Source organism: Stenotrophomonas sp. NPDC077420, assembly GCF_044543385.1.
GTDB lineage: Bacteria > Pseudomonadota > Gammaproteobacteria > Xanthomonadales > Xanthomonadaceae > Stenotrophomonas.
On the sequence record NZ_JBITVZ010000004.1, the window covers coordinates 120,099 to 137,750 of the forward strand.

The following is a 17,652-nucleotide window of genomic DNA, read 5'->3' on the forward strand; positions in this document are numbered from 1 at the left end:
TTACCAGGTCGTGTAGATCGCCACCGGGCTGCCGTCGAACAGCTGCCGCAGTCGCGTGGGGGAACCGTCGCTTGTGAGTACCGCGCCGGTCAGGAGATTGCGATAGCGTCCGCGTGGCACCGCGAGCGTGGCGCCCCGCCAGTGCGCGTCGGACAGCGCCGCACCCTGTCGCGCAGGTTGTGCACCGCTGTGGTGGGCCACCGCCACCAGCAGCCGCGCGGTCGGGGTGCTGCGCAGGAACGCCAGCATCGCCACCTCGCGGTCTGCATGCAGCGGGTGGTAGTCGCCCTCGGCAAACAGCGCCGGGTCGGTGCGGCGCACCGCCAGCAGCAGCTGCAGCAAGCGCGCCTTGACCACGCCGTCCTGCCACTGCGCCAGCAGCTGCGGCCAGGGGCGCGGATCGTGCAGCCAGGCGCGGCGACGTGCGTAGTCCACCGGGCGCCGGTTGTCGGGGTCGACCAGCGACAGGTCCCACCCCTCGGTGCCCTGGTACAGGTCCGGCACGCCCGGCAGGGTCAGGCGCAGCGTCAGTTGGGCCAGCGCGTTGCGGGCACCGGCGGCAGCTACGTGCTGCACGGCCTGGTCCAGCGTGCGGCGCACCGGCGCCGCGGCGGGATGGGTGAGCAGGCCACGGATGAATGCCTCCTGGCGTGCTTCGAACGCGTGGTCGGGGTCGGTCCACGACGACCACAGGTCGCCCTCGCGCAGTGCCTTGCGCTGCCACGCTACGATGCGACCGGCGAAGGCCCCTGCGTCGTCCAGCCCCTGCGTCGGCCAGGCACCCAGCAGGGTCTGCCACAGCATCGCCAGCACCGCCGGCGGCGGCAGGGCCAGGCCGATCCGCTGGGCACTGCGCTCCAGCGCACGGGTCTGCCGCAGCCACCAGCGCGGTTGCTCGGACAGCACCGCCAACCGCGCCCGGCTGTCTTCACCGCGCTTGTGGTCATGGGTGGCGGTGGCCAGCATCGCCTGCGGGTGCGTGCGCGCGCGCATCAGCGCACGCGTGTGCAGGGCGCGGCTGGACAAGGCGAAGTGGTCCGGCCGGCTGCCCACTTCGTTGCGCGACAGCAGGACCCCGTACCGGTAGAAGGCACGGTCCTCGACCGCCTTGGCGTTGAGGGGCGCGCTGAGCTGCTGGAAGCGCCGCCGCAGCCTGGCCTGTCCGACGCGTGCCCGGCCATCGGTTTCCTCTGCCCAGAAACGCGTGGCAATCCACTGCGCGGCCAGCACCGTATCGGCCCGCTCCTCGCGCGCCAGGCCGTCCAGTGCGGTGTCCCAGTGCGCGCGATCGGCCGCGCGGGTGGCATGGTCGGTGGCGTAGCTGCGGTACACCGGAAACCGCACCAGCAGCGCGGCCAGGGCGCGCGCCATGACCGCGCGACCGTAGCGTGCGGGCGCGGCCACGCTGCGCCGTTCGATGCCCAGCAACAGGCGCAGCAGCGCGTCGCTTTCGCTGCGCAGGCCGCCTTCCAGCACGTCCTGCCGCGCCAGCCGCTCTTCGCTGGAAAAGCGCGCCGGTCGCCCGCTGCGCTCCTGCCACTGCTGCGCCAGCACCGTCTCGCCGGCCGGGTGATGCAGCCAGGCCCCGACCTGGTCCATGAAATCGTAGCCGGTGGTGCCGTCGCAGGGCCATTCCGGCGGCAGCGCTTCGTCCGGTGCCAGGATCTTCTCCACCCACAACAGGGCCGGCCGTTCCCGTCCGCTTCCGGCAGCGTCCATCGCCTCGCGCAGCCGCAGCAGGTAGGCCTGCGGATCGGCCAGGCCATCGACATGGTCCACGCGCAGGCCGTCGATCACACCCTCGGCCAGCAACGCCAGTGGCAGACGGTGCACGGCCTCGAACACGTCCGGGTGCTGCACCTGCAGCCCGACCAGCGAGGTGATGGTGAAGAAGCGCCGGTAATTGATGCGGTCATCGCCAAGCCGCCACCAGATCGGCTGGTAGGCCTGCCCGTCCAGCACGGCGTGCAGGTCCGCGCCCGATGGGTCGCTGCCGGGTGCCAGCGGCAGCCGGGTGTCTTGGTGCAGGAGCGTCGGTGCGCCGTCCCCCCGGTCAATCTGCAGCGCGCCCTGCTCCAGCGCGGCCTGCAGCGGCCGGTCGAGCACCGGCAGCAGCAGCCGGCCGTGTGCCAGGGGCGCGTGCCACTGGATGTCGAACCAGTGCGCGTAATCGCTGCCCCGGCCGTGCGACAGCACGTCCCACCACCATCGGTTGTCGGCGTGCGCGGCCATGTGGTTGGGCACGATGTCCAGCACCAGCCCCATACCGTGCGCGCGCGCCGCCGCCGACAGCGCCCGCAGCGCGGCCTCGCCCCCCAGTTCCGGATTGACGACCCCGGGGTCGACCACATCGTAACCATGGGTGGAGCCGGGAACGGCGCGCCAGATCGGCGACAGGTACAGATGGCTGATCCCGAGCGCGGCGTAGTAATCCACCTGGCCGGTGGCGTCGTCCAGGGTAAATCCGGCATGCAGCTGCAGCCGGGCGGTGGCGCGCACGCGGCTCATGCCGGCACCCGCGCACGTGCGCCCGCGAAGGCCGCCATTGAGGTGTGCAGGGTCTGCCCGCAGCCTTCGCGTGGCAGCCGCTGGCGCCAGTTCGGATGGCTGCCGACCGTTCCCGGCAGGTTGACCTGCTCTGCCAAGCCCAGCGCGTCTTCCACCGGCAGCAGCGCCAGTGCGCTGGGACCGGAGGCGACGAAGGCCAGCGCGGCGCGACGCGCGTCGTCCTCCTCCAGCACGCCCTCGCCCAGCGCGGTATCCAGCAGCACCACGTCCGCACGCCTTGCCGTGGTTTCGCGCTTGAGTCCCGCCGTGTCGAGCTCGCCCAGGCGATGCCGCCAGCCCAGGTCGAGACCGCGGCGCCAGCCCACCAGCGTGGGCAGGTCGTGGGTCCCGGTCATCGCCACCGCCTCGGCGCGCCACTGCGCCGGCGCCAGGAAGCGGCCGTCTTCACCGCGCGAGAACGCCAGTACATCCATTCCCAGCACGCCTCGCGCGGCCAGGGTCTGGCGGATGCCCGGTGGCACCACGCCCAGGTCTTCGCCGATGACGATGCAGCGATGCCGCCACGATTCGATCGCCACCAGGTTCAGCAGGTCACGCAGCGGATACCGCAGATAGGCACCCTGCCCCGCATCGGCCCCCTCCGGCACCACCCAGAGGCGCTGCCAGCCGAGGATATGGTCGACGCGGATGCCGCCGCGGTCGCGCATCACCGCCCGCAGCAGCGCGATGAACGGCGCAAAGCCCTGCGCCTGCAGGCCCAGCGGTGCGTAGCTGCTGACCCCCCAGACCTGCCCCGCAGAGCAGAACGCATCCGGCGGTGCGCCCAGCACCAGCCCGCGCAGGCACGCGCTGGCGCCTGCGGCGGCCTCGGCGCCGTACGGGTCGAAACCCACGGCAAGGTCGGCGATCAGCCCCAGCCGCATGCCGCTGGCCAACGCCTTCTGCTGCGCCTGCTGCCAACCGCAGCTGACCAGCCACTGCCCAAACAGATACAGCGGCGCCGGCAGCGCCAGGCGTGCGTGCATGAAGGCAACGTGCGCTGCAAGATCGCTGCCGCCCTGGTCGACGAAGCGCTGCAGCGCGGCGCGGGTGGCCGCATCGTCGGCAGACGCGCGCTGTACCTCGGCGAGCCACGACCATTTGGCCGACGCTACCGCCGGCCAGTCGATCAGGTCGGCATTGCGCAACCGGTCGAGCTCCGCGCGCAGGGTTGGATGCGTGTCCAGGACCTGCAGGGCGCACTCACCGAATACCGCCACCGGTGCCGCGTAGAGGGCCTCGAGGTAGCGCCGGTCGCCCGGCGAATACGGGCTGTACAAGGGGTCGATCGCGTTTGCGGCATGCACCGGGCCCAGCGCCAGAGCGTCGGCGCCGGCCGCCGCGGCGTGGTCGGCCCACGCCGCGCAGGCAGCGGTATCGCCGATGCCTGCATCGTGCGGGTGGCGGGCTGCGTACGGCTGCAGCACCAGCCCCCAGGCATGCGCCTCCGCGCCGAGCGCGTCGTCCACGCCAAAGCAGCGTGCCGGCGCCACCGCGACCTGCTGCACCTGGCCCGCGCATGCGACCGACCAGTATCCCGGCCGCGCCGGCGCGTCCACGCCCCCGGCCGCATCGGTGCGGGTCGATTCGCTGCTGCCATCCTCATGCACCCAGACGCAGGCCGCGTCGGCCGGGCCCACGATGACGCGCTCGCGTTCAACGGCGGTGCGCAGCGGGCCGGGGTGCTGGTGCGACGCCAGCCAGTGCAGTGACTCGCGTCGTTGGGCGGGCGTGGTGACGGACAGCCCCAGGCGCGCGAGGATGGCCGCCAGCGCGCCATCGGCGACGCGTTGCGGCTGGCCTGCCACGTCGGTCCAGCGGACCAGCACGCCCGCCGCGTCGGCCACGTCGGCAAGCGAAGGCATGCTGTTCATGGCGTCTCCACGAAGACGGCGCACAGGCTGTCCGGTGCCAGCCGGCCGTCCAGCAGGGGTTCGCCCAGCCGGAACACTTCCTTTCCCGGTGGCAGCGAGACCGCCGCGGGCGCGTCGCCGCTGTTGAACCCGATCCACCACTGCGCGCCCGGCAGCTGCCAGCCCGCACGCAACGCGGCGGGGGCGACCTGCTCGGCCCCGAGCGAGCGCACCTCACCGTCCGCCGTGAGGTAGTCGGCACGTACGGACAGCAGCTGGGCGAACCAGCGCAGCCCGGCCACGGCGTCGGCGTCCTCGTGCGACGGCCAGGCGCTGCGCGATTGCGCGAACGTGGCGGGCGCGTTCGGATCGGGGATGCGCTGGCGACGATCCTCATCGCGGAAGCTGCTGAAGTGCGCGAACTCCGCACGCCGACCTTCGCGCACCTGCGCGTCCAGCGGCGCGCGATGATCGGTGAAGAACAGGAAGGGCGTCCGCGCGCCCCAGGGCTCACCGAGGAAGAACAGGGGAATCATCGGTGTCAGCGCGGTCAGCGCCGTGGCCAGCGCGGCCCGCCGAGGCCCGGCCAGTTGCACCAGTCGTTCTCCCTGGGCCCGATTGCCGATCTGGTCATGGTTCTGCGCGAACACCACGAACTGGCGTGGCGAAAGCCCGGCGCTGGGCTCGCCCCGTGCCTGCCCGCTGTGGTTGACCTCACCCTGCCAGGCAAACCCTTCGGCCAGCACCCGGACCAGGCGCTGCAGCGGCGCGTCGGCGAAGTCGCGGTAGTAGCCTTCGTGTTCGCCGGTCAACAGTGCATGCAGCGCATTGTGGAAATCGTCGTTCCACTGCGCGGTGAAGCCCCGGGCCAGCAGGGAGGCTTCGTTGCGCTCGTTTTCAAGGATGAGCGCCACCTCGCGATCCGGAAGCGCGTCGCGCACCCGCTGGCGCAGGGTGTCCAGGAAGGCTGGCGGATGGATGGCATGCACCGCATCAAGGCGCAGCCCGTCGAACCGGTATTCCTGCAGCCACATCAGTGCGTTGTCGATGAAGTAGGCCTGCACCTCGGGCCGGCGGAAATCCACCGCCGCGCCCCAGGGGGTGTGCACCGCTTCGCGGAAGAACGCCGGCGCCAGCGTCGACAGCACGTTGCCATCCGGACCGAAGTGGTTGTACACCACGTCCAGCAGCACCATCAGGCCCAGGCCATGCGCGGCATCCACCAAGGCCTTCAACGCGTCGGGCGTGCCGTAGGCCGCCGCCGGTGCGAACGGCAGTACCCCGTCGTAGCCCCAGTTGCGCGTGCCGGGAAAGGTGGCCAGCGGCATCAGCTCGATCGCGGTGAAGCCCAGCGCCGCCAGGTGGGGCAGCTGCGCGCGCAGCGCGTCGTAGGAGCCACCGGCCGCCCCCACGTGCACCTCGTAGATCACCGCCTCGCGCCACGGACGCCCGCGCCACGCGTGATGCTGCCAGACGAAGTCGTCGCGCAGCAGTGCACTCGGCCCGAACAGGCCCTCGGGCTGGGCGCGCGCGGCGGGATCGGCCAGCGCGACGTCACCATCGATGCGAAAACGGTAGCGCATGCCGGGCGCGGCGGCGGTGGACAGCTGGAACCAGCCGTCGCCGGTCGGCTGCATCGGCAGTGCGTGCGCTTCCAGCAGCAGCTCCAGTGACCGTGCCGCCGGCGCCCATGTTGCAAACTGCCAGTGTCCCCGCTCGCCCTCATGGGCACCCCAACGCGCTACCTCCACGCTCATTCCGCCGCCTGCAGGTAAATCACCGAGAGCGGTGGCAACGTCAGCGGCAGGCACTGCGCATGTCCGTGCATGGCGCGGGCACGCGTGGCGACGCGGCCGGCGTTGCCCAGGTTGCCGCCGCCGTAGTGGGCGCTGTCGGTATTGAGGATTTCCACCCAGTCACCGGCCGACGGCACGCCCAGCAGGTAATCGTGGCGGGCGACCGGGGTGAAGTTGCACACCACCAGGGTCGAGCGTCCGGCACCGTCCGGCGCATGTCGCACGAACGCCAGCACACTGTTGCGGTGGTCGTCGCTGACGCTCCACTCGAAACCGGCCTCGTTGTCGTTGGCCAGGCGCAGGCTGGGCTCCTGCTGCAGCAACCGGTTGAGGTCACCCACCAGGCGCGCCACGCCCGCGTGCGCGGGCTGCGCGGCGGTGTCCCAGTCCAGCGATGCATCGTGGTTCCATTCGGCCGGCTGCGCGAACTCACCGCCCATGAACAGCAGTTTGCTGCCGGGGTGCGCCCACATGAAGCCGTAGCAGGCGCGCAGGTTGGCCAGCTGCTGCGCGCGGTCGCCCGGCATCTTGGTCAGCAGCGAGCCTTTGCCGTGTACCACTTCGTCGTGCGACAGCGGCAGGATGAAGCGCTCGCTGAAGGCGTACAGGGCGCTGAAGGTCATCTCGCCATGGTGGTGGCCGCGGTGGATCGGGTCGCGTCCCAGATAGGCCAGGGTGTCGTGCATCCAGCCCATGTTCCATTTGTGGCTGAAACCCAGCCCGTGGGCGGCGGTGGGCGCGGTCACGCCCGGCCATGCGGTCGACTCTTCGGCCATCACCAGCACGTCGGGGAACCGCGCACGGATGGCGTCGTTCAACTGGCGCAGGAAGGCCACGGCCTCCAGGTTCTCGCGGCCGCCATTGATGTTGGGCAGCCATTCGCCTTCGGCGCGGCTGTAGTCGCGGTACAGCATCGACGCCACCGCATCCACGCGCAGGCCATCGACGTGGAAACGCTCGATCCATTCCAGCGCGCTGCCGATCAGGAACGCGGCCACTTCGGCGCGGCCGTAGTTGTAGATGAGCGTGTTCCAGTCCGGATGCAGGCCCAGGCGCGGATCGTCGTGCTCGTACAGCGCGGTCCCGTCGAACCGGTTCATGCCGTGCGCGTCGGTCGGGAAGTGCGCCCCCACCCAGTCCACGATCACGCCCAGCCCGGCGCGATGGCAGCGGTCCACGAACGCGGCGAAATCCTGCGGTCGCCCATAGCGCGCGGTCGGCGCGTACAGCCCCAGCGGCTGGTAGCCCCAGGAACCGCCAAACGGATGTTCGCTCACCGGCAGCAGCTCGATATGGGTGAACCCCAGCGCGCTGACATACGGAATGAGCTGATCGCCCAGTGCCTTCCAGTCCAGTGCCCGGCCCTGCGCGTCGTGTCGCCACGAGCCGGCATGCACCTCATAGACCGAGATCGCCTGGTCGCCCGCACGCGCGCGTGCCCGCATCCACGCCGCATCTTCCCAACGGTGGGCACACGGCGCTGACACGCGCGATGCGGTATCCGGCGGCAGTTCGCAGGCGCGCGCCATCGGGTCGGCCTTCAACACCAGGGAGCGCCCATCGGCAGCGGTGAGCGCGAATTTATAGCGCGCGCCGGCCTTGACCCGCGGCAGGAAGAGCTCCCACACCCCGGCATCATGGCGCAGGCGCATCGGATGCCGGCGGGTATCCCACCCGTTGAAGTCGCCGACCACCGCTACCCGGCTGGCCGTGGGCGCCCACACCGTAAAGCGGACCCCGGGGATGCCGTCGCTTTCCGCGGTGACCGCACCCAGCGAACGCCGCGCGGCGTCGGGGTCGCCCTGGCGCAGCGCCTGCAGTTCGGTGTCGGCCAGTTGGGTACCAAAGGCGTAGGCATCTTCGATTTCCTGCACGCCGTCGGGCCAGTGGATCCGCAGCAGGCCCGTGCCACGGCGGTCCGTGTCCAGCTGGAACAGCCCCTCCAGCGCGGTTGGCTGCATGGCCCGCCAGCCGCCCTGGGCGAGCGCTGCGTCCACCCGGGTCGCACCCGGCAGGAACACGGTATGCCGCCAGCGCGCTCCTTCACGATGCAGCCCCAGCAGCGCGAAGGCGTCGCACGGGTGTCCGGCCACCAGCGCCGACAGCGCCGGGTCCAGCGGCGCCGGCGTGCCCGGCAGCAGGTCGGTGGTGTCGGGCAGGGGTGCGTCCACCTCGTTGAGGATGTCTTCGCTCATGCGCGCTTCTCCAGCGCACGGTCATAGAGATTCAGATAATGCGAGCCCGCCTGTTCCCAGCTGCTGGGACGCAGCATCGCCGCGCGCCGCATGGCCGAGAGCAGGCCGGGAAGCCGGTAGGTGCGGAACGCGCGCTGCACGCAGCGGCGCAGCGAATCGGCGTCGGCCGAATCGAACAGCAGGCCGGTCACGCCGTCCTCGATGGTGTCGATCAGGCCGCCGGTGGCGTGGGCGATCGGCAGGCAGCCGAAGCGCTGCGCGTACATCTGGCTCAGCCCGCAGGGCTCGAAGCGCGACGGCATCAACAGGAAATCCGCACCGGCAAACATCTTCCGCGCGAGGCTTTCATCGAAGCCCGGGTAGACACCGACCGCGGAGGGGAACCGCCGCGACAGCGCGGCCACCTCGGCCTCGATGCGCGGGTCACCGCCGCCGATGATGGCCAGCTGGCCGCCGGCCGCCGCGATCTGATGGGCCACCGCGCAGCTCAGGTCCAGGCCCTTCTGGTGGACCAGCCGGGAGACCACCGCGAACATCGGACCGTCGCCGTGGGGCAGGCCCAGCGCACGCTGCACGCGACGCTTGTTCGCCACCCGACCCTCCCAGCGGTGCAGGTCGAAGTGGTCGCTCAGGTGCAGGTCGGTACGCGGGTCCCAGCTGTTGTCGATGCCATTGACGATGCCACTGAGCCGACCGCTGGCGGCATGGCCAGAGAGCAGCGTGTCCAGTCCGCAGCCCTGTTCCGGCCCGGTGATCTGGCGTGCGTAGCTGACGCTGACCGTGTTCACCTGGTCGGCGTGCACGATGCCGGCCTGCAGGAACGACAGCCGACCATGGAAGAGCATGCTCTCCGCCTGCGGCTGGGAAATGCCGAGCGCGTCGGCCAGTTCGACCGGGAACAGGCCCTGGTAGGCCAGGTTGTGGATGGTCAGCAGTGCCGGCACCTCCGACCCGTACCAGCGCAGGTACGCCGCGGCCAACGCGCACGGCCAGTCGTTCAGGTGCAGCAGCTCGGGTTGCCAGTCCAGGCCGGCGCTGCCGCAGGCGATCACCGCGGCTGCGCGCGACAGCGCGGCAAACCGGATCGCGTTATCGCTCCAGTCCTGGCCGCTGCCGTCCACATACGGGCTGCCGCCGCGCTGGAACAGCGCCGGGCAGACCAGCACAAGCACCGGCAGGCCGTCGGCCAGGGTCGCTTCACCGATGTCGCAGGCCGGAATGCCGGCACGGGCCGGAACCCGCCCAACCAGGCGCAGGTCCGGGGTGCGGGCAATGACATCGTCGTAGCCGGGAATCAGCACGCGCACGTCCGAACGCCCGCGCAACGCGCGCGGCAGCGACGCCGCCACATCGCCCAGGCCACCGGCCTTGATGTAGTCGGCCATCTCCGAGGTCACGAACAGTACCCGGCGGGCACGGTCGATGCGGATCTGCGAAGAGGCCCCGCCGCCTTCCACCGCGCGCAGCTTCGGCGGCCGGGTGACACGGATACCACGGTCGCTGCGTTCGGCAGCAGGTGCGAGCGGAATCGCAGGAACAGCAGACAGACGCGGAGGCGACATGGGGGCAATCTCAGAGGTGTGACGCGGTGGGGGCCGCTTGCCTGCATTGCGCCGCAAGCTGGTGGGGGTAAGCCCTGAATGGAATCTACCTGTGTGCCGAATAAACAACGTGTGAATTCGTTACGACAGTGCCGTGACCTGGCCGTCGTGCGACCCCACTGTGCGCCCTCCCTGCGGCGACGGCGCGTGCAGGCTGATGCCACGATGGCATATGCACATGCGCGGAACTGCTGATGTGGCGGTGCGTTGTCGAACGGGACGCGCAAAGCTGAAGGCTTCACGGTTCGCGTCGAACTGTGATCTTTTTTATCTTGGATACGCTGTGATGGACACCCGTGGGGTGTCCCTACGCGAGCACTTCGATCCAGGTGGGCGCGTGATCGCTGGCTTTTTCCAGGCCGCGCACCCATCGATCCACGCCGGCCGACTTCAGGCCAGGGGCCAGCACCGGATTCAACAGCAGGTGGTCGATGCGCAGGCCACGATCGCGCGCGAAGTGCTGGCGGAAGTAGTCCCAGAAGGTGAACACCTGTGCCTGTCCGTGCACCTGGCGCACGCTGTCGACCCACCCCTGGGCAAGCAGGTCTGCGTAGGCCTGGCGGACCTCGGGCTGCAGCAACGCATCGCGGCGCCATGAGGTAGGGTCGTAGATGTCATGGTCGGTCGGCACCACGTTGAAATCGCCGATCAGCGCCACCGGGTGCGGAAGGGCTACCAGGCTGCGCGCGTGCCGGTGCAGCCGCTGCATCCACTTGAGCTTGTAGTCGAACTTCGGTCCGGGCTGGGGATTGCCGTTGGGCAGGTACAGGCCGCCTACCAGGACCCCGTGTGCGGCTGCCTCCAGATAACGGCTCTGGTCATCGCTGCGGTCGCCGGGCAGGCCGCGCCGGCTCTCGATGGGGTCCTGGCCCCGCGCCAGCAGGGCCACGCCGTTCCATGAGCGCTGGCCGTGCCAGATGCAGCCATATCCGGCGTCACGGATCTCCGCTTCCGGAAACTGCTCCTGGCTGGCCTTGAGCTCCTGCAGGGCGACGATATGCGGCTGCTCGCGCTGCAGCCATGCCAGCAGGTGCGGCAGCCTGGCATTGATGCCATTGACGTTGAAGGTGGCGATTTTCAGCCGTCTGCGCCGGGCCATGGCGGTGCTCCTGCAGTGGACGCACAGTATCGGCGCGTCGGTTCCCTGCTGCGTCAAGAGCGGCATCACATCCCGCTCGCGGAACCCTTCACGCCGACGCGTCGCGCTGTTTACGGCGCACGGTCCACGCTGGCGCCTCCATCCCCACCACGAGATCCGCCTGATGGCCGTCAAGACCCTGGAAGACCTGTTCATCCATGAACTGTCCGATATCTACAGCGCCGAGAAGCAGTTGACCAAGGCCCTGCCCCGCCTTGCCCGCGCCGCGACCAATCCCGAACTGGTCACCGCGTTTGAAACCCACCTTGAAGAAACCCAGGGCCAGATAGAGCGCATCGACCAGGTCGTCGATGTACTGGGGATCAAACTGAAGCGCATCAAGTGTGCGGCGATGGAAGGCCTGGTCGAGGAAGGCAAGGAAGTGATCGAGGAAGTGGAAAAGGGTCCGGTCCGCGATGCCGCCCTGATCGGCGGTGCGCAGAAGGTGGAGCACTACGAGATCGCGTCGTACGGCACCATCGCCGCGCTGGCCAAGCAGCTCGGCTACAAGGACGCCCTGCCGCTGCTGCTGGAAACACTGGAAGAAGAGAAGGCAACCGACGAAAAGCTCACCCTGATCGCAAAATCCGGCGGCAATGCGCAGGCAGCCGAGGCGGCTTGACGCCGGAACGGCGACGTCCTTCCGCGTTCCGCGCAGACGGCGGCACCTGGGTGCTGCCGTCTTTCACTTCATGCAACCCGGTCTGGCGCATGCTGGCGTGACTCCACGTCCTGGTGTCACCCATGCCCTGCACGCCGTGCACATCGCTGCTGATCGCCATCGCCATTGCAACCGGGGCGGCCGCTGGCTGCAGCCGTGAGCCAGCGACCTCCACGCTCGCGCCGCCCAGCGGCGCCGATCCGGGGGCGGCGAAGGCGGCTGCGGTGAACGGACAGGCACCGGCCTCCGCGGCCGCGGCATTTGCCGAGACCGCCCCCGGCATCGCGCTGGATGCGGTTCCCGGCATGCAGCTGCGCCGGGATTTCAGCCGCAGCTATCTGGCACTGGACAGCTGGAAACTGTTCGCCCCTTCGGGCAGCGTCGGCATCCCGCTGGCAGCGCTGGTACTGGACGGCTCCAACGCGGTGACGGCCGCGGAGCTTCGGCTGGGGCGCAGCGACGATGGCGTTGCCGTACGGCAATGCCTGGACGTGCCGGCTGAAGCAGGCAGTGCGGCTGACACGGTGCAGATCGATGGCGTGCCGTTCACCCATTTCAGCGCCGGCGACGCGGCAATGAGCCATTACGTGTCGGCAGAGAGTTACCGGGCCGTGCAGCATGGCCGCTGCTACGCCGTGGACCTGGTCGTGGCCGGAACCCGACCGGAGGTGTACGACCCGCCGCGCGAGCCGCCTTTCAGCCAGCGCGAGGCCAGGCAGGCGCTGGCCAGCGCGCTCGACGCCGTGCATTGGGTGCGATGACCGCGGCACTGCATGGCGCCACGCCGTGCGGCGCCGCCAGGCGCGCCTGCGACCTCCGGCCACAGGCGCGCAAAGGGCGCTTGGTTACTGCGCGGGCGCCGCCGGCGCCGCCGCCGGCGTCGCTGCCGCGGGTACCGTCGCGCCTGCAGCCGGGGTAATCCGCCAGATCGTGTTGGCCAGGTCATCGGCCACGATCACCGCACCACGCGGATCCACCGTCACCCCGACCGGCCGCCCGCGGGTCTTGCCATCTTCCCCACGGAACCCGGTCGCGAAGTCGATCGCAGCGCCGGCCGGCTTGCCGTCACGGAACGGCACGAACACCACTTTGTAGCCCACCGGGGGATTGCGGTTCCAGCTGCCGTGCTGGCCGACGAAGACGCCATCGGTGAAGGTCCCGCCCACCGCTGGATTGGAGAACGCCACGCCCAGCGCGGCCACGTGCGAGCCCAGCGCGTAGTCGGGCGCGATGGCCGAAGCCACCTTTTCCGGATTCTGCGGCATTACCCGGCGGTCGACGTGGTTGCCCCAGTAGCTGTACGGCCAGCCGTAGAAGCCGCCGTCGCGCACCGAGGTGAGGTAATCCGGCACCAGGTTGGGTCCGATCTCGTCGCGCTCATTGACCACCGCAAACAGCGTACCGGTGCCCGGCTGCACCGCCAGCGCGGTCGGATTGCGGATGCCGGTGGCGTAAGGGCGGTGCGCACCCGTCCCGGCATCGATCTCCCATACCTGGGCGCGATCGATTTCCACCGCCATCCCGCGTTCGGTGATGTTGCTGTTGGAGCCGATGCCCACATACAGATGCCGGCCGTCTTCACTGGCGGCCAGCGACTTGGTCCAGTGGTGGTTGATGGCCGATGGCAGGTCGGTGACCTTGACCGGCGCGCCGCTGGCCTTGGTCTGGCCTTCCACATAATCGAAGCGGACCAGGGCATCCTGGTTGGCCACATACAGCGCGTTGCCGATCATTGCCAGCCCATAGGGCGCGTTGAGCTTGTCGGCGAAGACGGTCTTGAGCTCGTACACACCGTCACCGTCGGCGTCGCGCAGCAGGGTGAGGCGGTTACCGCTCTTCACCTGGGTATTGCCCTTGGCCTTGATCTTGCCGGCGATGACATCCTTGGGCTTCAGGTTCGGCGCGCTGCCGCCACGGCCTTCGGCGACCAGGATGTCGCCGTTGGGCAGCACCAGGGTCTGGCGCGGGATGGCCAGGTCGGTGGCGATGGCCGACACCTTGAAGCCGGCCGGTACGGTCGGCACCTGGTCGCCCCATGCGGTGGGTTTGGCGATGGTCATGTCCGGCATGACGCCGCGGTGCGGCTTGGGCAGCTCCGGGCTGGCGCCCAGCTGGTTCATGTCCGGCGCCTTGCTGCTGCAGGCGGCCATGGCCACGGCGAGCACGGACAGCGACAGTACCTTGGGGAATGCACGATTCACAGGACACCTCCGACGCGGACACGGACGCTGGCGAAACCCAGCCAGGTCGCCAGCAGTGCCAGCACGGTGGCAACGACCGACCACAGCAGTGCGCCCGGCATGATCGCCCAGGCATCGCGCGCGTGGTGCAGCGAATTGACGAAGCCGACGATCCAGGTAACCGCGAGCACCGCGACGTAGAAACCGGTGCGGCTGCCGCGCACCAGCCCGACCAGGCCACACAGCAGGGCCAGCGTGGTCATCACCATCGCCCCGACCAGCAGCCAGGAGGCGAAGTTGCTCCACTGGATCTCATAGGTATTCCAGTAAGCGTAATCGGCCAGCAGTGCGCCCAGGAACAGCGGCAGCACACCGCCGAGCACGGCAGCATGGAACGGATGGATGACCCAATGGCGGGTCACGACGGGCGTTGAGGACACGGTGGTCTCCTTTGGATCGTGGGGGAACGCAGGCCATCGTGCCAGCCCGCGCGTGAGGGGCGCTTTGATGTACGGCGCCAGAACCGGCACAGGATGCGGCTGTCCGGAATGCGACGATGGCCGCCCGTATCGCGCGAGACGGCCGCCCCCGCCCGCCGTACGCTTCCGCCCTCGCTTGAACGCTGCTGCTGTCGACCTGGTCCAATGAGCACTGAATCCCCGTCATCCGTTTTGCCTGCCGCCCCTGCTGCCGCGCCACTGCCCGTTGCGGCAGACGCCGCCCAGCAGGGCTTTGCCATCCGCATCGTCGGCGCTGCGGCCTTCGCACACCTGCTCAACGACATGATCCAGGCGGTTCTGCCGGCGGTGTACCCGATGTTCAAGAGCCAGTTCGCGCTGAGCTTCGGGCAGATCGGCACCATCGCCCTGGTCTACCAGTTCACCGCCTCGCTGCTGCAGCCGTGGGTGGGCATGTATACGGACAAGCGCCCGCTGCCGTACCTGCTGCCGTCCGGCATGATCGCCACCTTCGTCGGCATCGGCATGATGGCCATGGCCAGCAGTTACGAAATGCTGCTGCTGGCCGCCGCCGTGGTGGGCGTGGGCTCGGCCACGTTCCATCCGGAAGCCTCGCGCGTGGCCCGCACGGCCTCGGGCGGGCGTTTCGGAACCGCCCAGTCCACCTTCCAGGTCGGCGGCAATACCGGCTCGGCCATCGGCCCGCTGCTGGCCGCTGCCGTGGTGATTCCGCACGGCCAGCGCGCCATCGGCTGGTTCCTGCTGGTCGCCGCCGTGGCCATCTTCGTGCTGTTCCGGCTGACCGGTTGGACCGTGCGCCACGGCCAGGCCAAGATGAACAGCCTGGCGCGCTCGCATGGCATCGGCCTGAGCCGCGGCAAGGTGGTGCAGGCCATCGCCGTGGTCGCGGTACTGATGTTCGCCAAGTTCGTGTACATCGCCTCCATCACCAACTACTTCACCTTCTACCTGATTGAACGTTTCCACCTGAGCGTGCAGCAGAGCCAGATGTACCTCTTCATCTTCCTGGCCTCGATCGCGTTGGGTACCTTCATGGGCGGGCCGGTGGGCGACCGGATCGGGCGCAAGGCCGTGATCTGGATTTCGTTCCTGGGCGTGGCGCCGTTCGCGCTCGCACTGCCCTACGCCAACCTGATGGGTACCGCGGTGCTGGCCGTTGCCGTGGGGCTGGTGATGTCGTCGGCGTTTGCGGCGCTGGTGGTGTACGCGCAGGAAGCGGTGCCGGGGCGTGTGGGGATGGTGTCCGGGCTCATGTTCGGGCTGATGTTCGGTATCGGTGGGATCGGCGCAGCGGGGCTGGGCAAGCTGGCTGACATCCATGGCATCGTGTGGGTCTATCACCTCACTTCGTTCCTGCCGTTGTTGGGGTTGGTTACTGCGTTTCTGCCGAAGACCAACGGGCGGTGACAGAGTTGCCGACTAACAGTCGGCACTACCGTCGGCAGAATCGTTGGCAGAATCGTTGGCAGTACCGTCGGCAGAATCCTCAGCAGAATCGCCAGCAGAATCGCCAGCAGAATCGTCGGCAGTTCCGTCGGCACCACCGTGGGCAGTATCGTTTCGCGTCAGATGTTTCGCGCTATTGGAAGAACTGGCTGGGCAGCTGGCCGAAGCGCTTCTTGAACATGGCGGTGAACGCGCTGGGGCTGGCGTAGCCTTGCGACAGCGCTACGTCGATGACCTTTTCGCCATGGGCGAGGCGTTCGAGGGCGCGGACGAGCCGGATCTGCTGGCGCCATTGACCGAACGTCATGTGCAGTTCGCGAGCGCACAGGCGCTGGATCGTCTTGGCGTCCACGCCGAGGCGGACGGCCCAGTCCTGCAGCGTGGAGGCGTCGTCGGGCGTGGCGTCCCAGTGCTGCGCGATCTGCTGCAGGCGCGGGTCGAGCGGTTCCGGAACATGCAGTGGCAGTACCGGCAGCGCCTGCAGTTCATCCAGGATCAGCTGCATGAGATGGCCGTCGCGTGAGTCCGGAACGTAGGGCTGCTCCACGATGGCGGCCGCACCGATCAGTTCGGCCAGCAAGGGTGTGATCGACACGGTCGCTGCGCTGGGCGGCGCATCGGCGATGGCCTGCGGCAGGATGTACAGGCTGCGCATGCGCACCGCGCCGATGCAGCTCACCTTGTGGCCGATCCCGGCCGGCATCCAGATCGCGCGCGTGCTGGGCACCACCCAGCGGCCGGCGCCGGCCTGCACCACCAGCACGCCGGAGGCGGCGTAGACCAGCTGGTGGCGGTCCGGATGGTGGTGCAGCGGAATCACCGTGCCGGCGGCGTAATCGCGCGCCCGGCACAGCACGGCGGACTCGGGGCCCAGCGGCAGGCGCTGGCCTGCGGCGTCGACCGGCGGGATGTCTTTTTTCCGATAAGGCATGGGCAGATACCGCGAAACAACCACCGCGCAACTCTAGCCCCGCCCGCGCCGCCACTCAACCACACACTCACGGCGCGCGCCCTACCCTGCACCCATGCGTCGTTTCGCCCAAGCCATTGCCGAGCCGGAATCGGTCCCCGACGGACTGCCGCGCGAGCTCGCCAGTGCCATCGCCGCAGCGCCGGACCGCTACAACATCGGCAAGGGGTCCACGGCGTCGGTGCTGGCCCGCAATGCCGATGGCGAGCTGCTCGCGACCGACATGGTCTGGGGCCTGGTGCCGCGCTGGTCGAAGACGCCGGATACGCCCTACACCACGGTCACCGCCCGCCTGGACCGGGCGCCGGGCAGCCGCATCTTCGCCAAGGCCTGGGCCGAACGCCCGTGCGTGATTCCGATGACCGGTTACTACAAGCTGGACCGCCAACGTCGGCCGCCGTGGCCGCTGTTCGTGCAGCGCCGCGATGGGCTGGCCCTGCTGGCCGCCGGCCTCTGGGAGCATTGGGAGGACGGCGACGGCCACGCGATGGATTCCTTCAGCGTGCTCACCGCTCCCAACCGCGCCATTCCGGAGCCACTGACGCCGGATGGGCCGGTGTTCCTGCCCGCCGAGCTGGCACTGGCCTGGCTTTCCGGTGCCGCCAATACGCCGGCCTCGCTGCGGGTGCGCTCGCCGGCGCTGGAGGCGTATCCGGTCGGCCGCGCCTTCCGTGACCTCAAGCGCGACGACTACACGCTGCTGGAACCGGTCGACCCGGACCTGGAAACGCCATCGCCGCCCCCGGTGGACGGGGACGGCGATGGCTGGGACGAGGACAGCTGAGC

13 protein-coding genes are annotated in these 17,652 nt (G+C 69.5%); 4 read left to right on the forward strand and 9 right to left on the reverse strand.

Going from position 1 to position 17,652, the window contains the following annotated elements:
- The 6 genes from treY to xth all read right to left on the reverse strand — a co-directional run bounded on the left by treY (position 1) and on the right by xth (position 11,091).
- Positions 1–2,508: a malto-oligosyltrehalose synthase gene (treY, locus tag ACIGII_RS05505; RefSeq protein ID WP_399634540.1), complete on the reverse strand. Its 2,508-nt coding sequence runs from the start codon at positions 2,506–2,508 to the stop codon at positions 1–3.
- Positions 2,505–4,421 (reverse strand): 4-alpha-glucanotransferase, encoded by a 1,917-nt coding sequence (locus tag ACIGII_RS05510; protein WP_399634538.1) that lies wholly within the window; start codon positions 4,419–4,421, stop codon positions 2,505–2,507. The genes treY and ACIGII_RS05510 overlap by 4 nt, the downstream gene beginning before the upstream one ends.
- Positions 4,418–6,157, reverse strand: a complete 1,740-nt coding sequence (treZ, locus tag ACIGII_RS05515) for a malto-oligosyltrehalose trehalohydrolase (protein WP_399634536.1) — start codon at positions 6,155–6,157, stop codon at positions 4,418–4,420. The genes ACIGII_RS05510 and treZ overlap by 4 nt, the downstream gene beginning before the upstream one ends.
- Entirely contained in the window at positions 6,154–8,391 is a 2,238-nt protein-coding gene (gene glgB, locus ACIGII_RS05520; protein ID WP_399634534.1) for a 1,4-alpha-glucan branching protein GlgB, read from the reverse strand. The genes treZ and glgB overlap by 4 nt, the downstream gene beginning before the upstream one ends.
- The gene (gene glgA, locus ACIGII_RS05525) at positions 8,388–9,953 is read right to left on the reverse strand and encodes a glycogen synthase GlgA (protein ID WP_399634533.1); all 1,566 of its coding nucleotides are present in this window, start codon (positions 9,951–9,953) and stop codon (positions 8,388–8,390) included. The genes glgB and glgA overlap by 4 nt, the downstream gene beginning before the upstream one ends.
- 346 nt (positions 9,954–10,299) lie before the next feature.
- The gene (xth, locus tag ACIGII_RS05530) at positions 10,300–11,091 is read right to left on the reverse strand and encodes an exodeoxyribonuclease III (RefSeq protein ID WP_399634531.1); all 792 of its coding nucleotides are present in this window, start codon (positions 11,089–11,091) and stop codon (positions 10,300–10,302) included.
- A gap of 163 nt (positions 11,092–11,254) precedes the next feature.
- On the opposite strand from xth, the gene ACIGII_RS05535 reads away from it, so the two are divergent.
- Positions 11,255–11,752 carry a ferritin-like domain-containing protein gene (locus tag ACIGII_RS05535; RefSeq protein ID WP_399634529.1) on the forward strand — a complete coding sequence of 166 codons (498 nt, stop codon included), beginning with the start codon at positions 11,255–11,257 and terminating at the stop codon, positions 11,750–11,752.
- 122 nt (positions 11,753–11,874) lie between these two features.
- Positions 11,875–12,552 carry a hypothetical protein gene (locus ACIGII_RS05540; RefSeq protein WP_399634527.1) on the forward strand — a complete coding sequence of 226 codons (678 nt, stop codon included), beginning with the start codon at positions 11,875–11,877 and terminating at the stop codon, positions 12,550–12,552.
- Between the two features lie 84 nt (positions 12,553–12,636).
- Here ACIGII_RS05540 and ACIGII_RS05545 read toward each other — a convergent pair whose 3' ends face one another.
- Entirely contained in the window at positions 12,637–13,941 is a 1,305-nt protein-coding gene (locus tag ACIGII_RS05545) for a PQQ-dependent sugar dehydrogenase (RefSeq protein WP_399634693.1), read from the reverse strand.
- Between the two features lie 47 nt (positions 13,942–13,988).
- Positions 13,989–14,411, reverse strand: coding sequence for a DUF2231 domain-containing protein (locus ACIGII_RS05550; protein ID WP_399634526.1), 423 nt, complete (start codon positions 14,409–14,411; stop codon positions 13,989–13,991).
- 204 nt (positions 14,412–14,615) lie between these two features.
- Here ACIGII_RS05550 and ACIGII_RS05555 point away from each other — a divergent pair, with 204 nt between their 5' ends.
- A complete protein-coding gene (locus ACIGII_RS05555; RefSeq protein WP_399634525.1) occupies positions 14,616–15,857 on the forward strand; it encodes an MFS transporter in 1,242 nt (413 codons plus the stop codon).
- Positions 15,858–16,029: 172 nt separating this feature from the next.
- On the opposite strand, the gene ACIGII_RS05560 is transcribed toward ACIGII_RS05555, so the two are convergent.
- Positions 16,030–16,827: an AraC family transcriptional regulator gene (locus ACIGII_RS05560; protein ID WP_399634523.1), complete on the reverse strand. Its 798-nt coding sequence runs from the start codon at positions 16,825–16,827 to the stop codon at positions 16,030–16,032.
- A 94-nt stretch (positions 16,828–16,921) separates the two neighbouring features.
- Between ACIGII_RS05560 and ACIGII_RS05565 the strand changes: the two genes are divergently transcribed.
- The gene (locus ACIGII_RS05565) at positions 16,922–17,650 is read left to right on the forward strand and encodes an SOS response-associated peptidase (RefSeq protein WP_399634521.1); all 729 of its coding nucleotides are present in this window, start codon (positions 16,922–16,924) and stop codon (positions 17,648–17,650) included.
- Positions 17,651–17,652 lie beyond the last annotated feature (2 nt).

Excerpts from the sequence above, each read along its gene's own strand:
- treY (WP_399634540.1), bottom strand. The coding sequence starts at position 2,508 with ATGAGCCGCGTGCGCGCCACCGCCCGGCTGCAGCTGCATGCCGGATTT.
- ACIGII_RS05510 (WP_399634538.1), bottom strand. The coding sequence starts at position 4,421 with ATGAACAGCATGCCTTCGCTTGCCGACGTGGCCGACGCGGCGGGCGTG.
- treZ (WP_399634536.1), bottom strand. The coding sequence starts at position 6,157 with ATGAGCGTGGAGGTAGCGCGTTGGGGTGCCCATGAGGGCGAGCGGGGA.
- glgB (WP_399634534.1), bottom strand. The coding sequence starts at position 8,391 with ATGAGCGAAGACATCCTCAACGAGGTGGACGCACCCCTGCCCGACACC.
- glgA (WP_399634533.1), bottom strand. The coding sequence starts at position 9,953 with ATGTCGCCTCCGCGTCTGTCTGCTGTTCCTGCGATTCCGCTCGCACCT.
- xth (WP_399634531.1), bottom strand. The coding sequence starts at position 11,091 with ATGGCCCGGCGCAGACGGCTGAAAATCGCCACCTTCAACGTCAATGGC.
- ACIGII_RS05535 (WP_399634529.1), top strand. The coding sequence starts at position 11,255 with ATGGCCGTCAAGACCCTGGAAGACCTGTTCATCCATGAACTGTCCGAT.
- ACIGII_RS05540 (WP_399634527.1), top strand. The coding sequence starts at position 11,875 with ATGCCCTGCACGCCGTGCACATCGCTGCTGATCGCCATCGCCATTGCA.
- ACIGII_RS05545 (WP_399634693.1), bottom strand. The coding sequence starts at position 13,941 with ATGGCCGCCTGCAGCAGCAAGGCGCCGGACATGAACCAGCTGGGCGCC.
- ACIGII_RS05555 (WP_399634525.1), top strand. The coding sequence starts at position 14,616 with ATGAGCACTGAATCCCCGTCATCCGTTTTGCCTGCCGCCCCTGCTGCC.
- ACIGII_RS05560 (WP_399634523.1), bottom strand. The coding sequence starts at position 16,827 with ATGCCTTATCGGAAAAAAGACATCCCGCCGGTCGACGCCGCAGGCCAG.
- ACIGII_RS05565 (WP_399634521.1), top strand. The coding sequence starts at position 16,922 with ATGCGTCGTTTCGCCCAAGCCATTGCCGAGCCGGAATCGGTCCCCGAC.